The following is a 3,914-nucleotide window of genomic DNA, read 5'->3' as shown; positions in this document are numbered from 1 at the left end:
TGCTGAGTTTATGCAGGGCGCTCAACGAGGGAAACAGGTCGAATACAGCCTGGGCACGGCTGGCTTCCAGAAAGCGCAGCTGATCATCCTTTGTTAAAGGTTGCAGAATTTTCAAGTAAAGCCTTTGCATGTATTTGAGTTTCAGCACCCCCGACAATGCTTGCAACCGGGCTGAGTAATGTTGCCACAGGCTCTTATCCGGTAATGACTTCAGCCGTTTGACGAAATAGACAAAACGCGATCTGTGTTCACTGGCAGAAAACAGAACCATTGCCTTGTCTAATACATGCAAAGGCAAGGACTTACTCGAATGATGCAGCAAAAAATTCCGGTCCTGTCGATCAGCCCGGAGGTAGCGCTCAACACCTTTGCCGCCATAAGAAGAAAGAAGTCTTATCAATGGTTTTAGCATCAGAACGGTTTTGGTGTTTTCATGGATTTTAAGAAATTGTTTTAACACTGCCCAGCTGAGTGACAAGTCCGGTTTGGAGGTGGAAAGGTAAAGAGCCACTGTTTTTATCTGACGATTGAATTTGTCATCCTCTGAATCGCTATTGTATTCGTCGTCCTCTTCACTATCTGAATCGCCATTTCCTTCAGTAAATTTTGTAAACAGCCACTGTTTCAGTTGTGTTTCCTGATGTTGCAGCATCTTAATAGCAGGTAGGCTTTCTGATTTCCAGAGCTTGGTCATAATTTGCAGGAGCAGATGATTGGTTGTCCCCCGGCAACGTGTCCAGTCCAGCACTTTTTTTACCTGATCATGTTTGGGCACGCCCTGGCAATGATTCATGGACGAGAATGCGCGGAACCTTTCTATACTGAAATCGCCATCTTTGTCTTTCCATTCTGGCCAGCCTAGCACCTCTTTTACTTCCTTATATTTGAGCATGCCCTGACCATTATTCATGCAAGAAAAGGCGCGGAAGCACTCCATACTGAACTCACCATTTTTGTCTCTCCATTCAGACCAGCTCAGTACCTCTTTCATTTCCTCATGTTTGGGCACGCCGTTGGTGTTGTACATTGACGAGAAAGAGTGGAATAGCTGCATATTGAACTTGCCATCCTTGTCTTTCCATTCCGGCCAGCCCAGTACCGCTTTCACTTTCTCATGTTTGAGCATACCTTTGGTATGATTCATGGATGAGAAAGCGCGAAACCGCTTCATACTGAACTCACCATCCTTGTCTTTCCATTCCGGCCAACCCAGCACCTCTTTCACTTCCTCATGTCTGAGCATGCCTCTGCCATGATTCATGGACGTGAAGCAGCGGAACAGCTCAATACTGAACTCATTATTCTTGTCTTTCCATTCCGACCAGCCCAGCATCTCTCTCACTTCCTCATGTCCGGGCATACCTCTTTTGGCGTACATAGACGATAAAGAGCGGAACAGCTCCGTACTGAATTTACCACCCTTGTCTTTCCATTCCGGCCAGCCCAGCACTTCTTTCATTTCCTCAGGCTTGGGTACGCCTTTCCCATTATTCATGGACGAAAAGGAAGTCAATACATCTAAACTCGCTAAATATTTGAGTTCGCTTTGGCTACGTTCGGCAAAATCACGGGTATGTTTTTTTATATTCTTTAACATGCCGGTCAACATGCCGGTATTTTTGATGGTTTCAGGAAGGTGCCGAAAAAAAACGATTGCATTATCGAAGAAGCCATTAAAAGACTTTCTCTCTACGAAACCAAGTAAGTTATAAAAAGTGTACTTGGCTGTGATGTTTTTTTTCTTGAAAACCTGCATCAGGGTTTGCACTTTTTCCAGCTCTTCCTCAGTTAATTCGTAAAGGATTTTTTCTTTTACTTTTTCCAATGGGTCATCTGAGATTCGAGTGTCTGCTCGTTTCTTTTTTTTAGCCGGTGTTGGTGCAACTGCTTTCGAATTATTTCTCTTTCTACACGAGCCCTTGTTTTTTTTCTGAGCAGGTTCTGATGAGTCATGCAGCTGAGTTTCTTCTGAGCTACGTCTTGCTCTTTTTTTACCATTAGTGCCTGAAAGGCAGGTGTTGCATAAAAACGCTGAAGCTGATTCCTCATTTGCTATGCGACTTATTTCCTGTGTATTCAGTGTCTTTTCACAATTGGAACAAGTTACAACCAAATTTTCGTTATCCTGCTCAGCAGAGGGTTTTAGTGGGTCATCACCTCCACGACCACTGCCGCCTGATGAACCGGTTCCCTGGTTACAGGCAGGGACTTCGCTCATCTGCCTGTTCTGAGACGTTGTCGTGGTTGTTGATGCTTTGGTCGTTCCGGAGGGTTGATCCTTTTCCCCGTTACACGTTTGACGGCCATAGTATTTGCCAGAAGCGATCACACGGTAAAGGCTGATTTCCCGACTATTCTCTGCTAGCCATGTCTTAACCAGCCCCGGATGAATCGTGGCGGGGTCTGACCTTTCCAGATCAAGAAGGTCCGCTTCAATCACCATGATCCGGTCTGACAAAATCCGGGCCAGCGTGGTTTGGCCTGTCTTAATCGCCCATAGTCGTTTCATTCGTAATATTCGAAGCAGTCGCCTTTTTTGTTGCAGGCATTTTTGAACAGGGTCAGGAACGAGGGTGAGGTCAGGGAGAGGCACCTTGTCAGGATTCCAGTGATTTCCGTCAGGTGGCCTGTCGCCATCATCTCCACCGGCAGCCCCCGTGGCGGTCAGAGCAGTGGAAGAATGCTCCAGGGCTTTCGGAGACGTGACCATCAGGTCAATGCGGCGTGTTTGCGTCATTGGCCAAACGGGTTGGAGAGGTAATTGAAGAAACGCAGGGGGACTGTTATTCGGCAGCAGCTGAAGCAAAATGAGCGCTAATTGCGTCAGCCCAACCGGAAGAGGCTTGGGCTGTTCATGTCCGGCTAACTTATTAGTATACAAGAAATGTGCTGGCAGCAGGTTTGAGCTGTCTAATCCCACTGCAGGCAGTGACTCACCAGACATTATTGTCACTAACAGCAGCAGTGATCGGACCATCGGGCAGATAGTTTTGTTTTTCTGTGGGCGTCCCATAGACTCAGGCGCATTGATTGACGTTTGCCGTATGCACGAGAATGTATAGCATCCCACTGGTTTTCGCGCCATAAACGGAGTTGGCAATTAGAAAATACTCCCACACCCATCAAGTAACTCTAATTCCTGGCAACTCTGATAAACATCAGGATTAACCCCTGATAATAAAGGGTCTCCTCTTCTTAACCGCTTTATTTTTCTGCATGCCAGTTGCCTCCATCTTTTCAGTATGTGGTCGGCGATATCAATTTTGGCTTTTTTAAGGACGGTCACTACATGCATAAGCTCCATTTCATTCTCATACTCGTTCAGTAATGTCAGTATTTCAGTGCTAAAAACTTCTGTCTGATTTAGCTTTAACCATAGGCGGCCAAACGCCTGTTTTTCTCTTTGGTCGTCGGGTGGGTTAACGCTTTGTAGTTCCGGTTCACTGATCGGCTCACAGGCTTCAGCTGTTCTGGATGGAACGTTATTCAAGTATTGAAACAGTGATTCTTTAATCTCATCGGGGCATTTTGTATCTGATGCTTCGATGCTTATTTTCAGTTTGCCAAGCAAGGAGACAGGCAGTCTCTCTTTATGATGGTCAAGGGATTTCCAGGCGACAGCTTTGATGGCCATTCCTCTGCTGATCAGGGTAGCCAGCACATGCATAGGTATTGGGTTGAAGGGCGCGACTCCAACATCACCTTTTGCCCCGGGCTCTCTGTTTACGACTAACCCGGTTTCGAGTCCCTGGATACATACCGGGTAATCGGGTTCTGAACGCTTTTGCCAATGATCTGCTGACAAATAATAGTGTTCAGGCACCCCAGTGATTTTCAAAAAAATCCTGAACTGCTCCTCTGACCAGTTGCTAATTTCCATTTTTTCATTCTGTATTTTCAGCTGCGGCATTGGA

2 protein-coding genes are annotated in these 3,914 nt (G+C 46.2%); both read right to left on the bottom strand.

Going from position 1 to position 3,914, the window contains the following annotated elements:
* On the bottom strand, positions 1-2,737 hold a 2,737-nt coding region (locus KDK18_RS03285; protein WP_257253194.1), incomplete at its 3' end, for a hypothetical protein.
* A gap of 363 nt (positions 2,738-3,100) precedes the next feature.
* The coding region (locus KDK18_RS03280; protein ID WP_257253191.1) for a hypothetical protein at positions 3,101-3,914 on the bottom strand (814 nt) is incomplete at its 5' end.

This window comes from Endozoicomonas sp. SESOKO3 (assembly GCF_024606255.1).
This window is presented reverse-complemented; position numbering and strand designations above follow the sequence as displayed.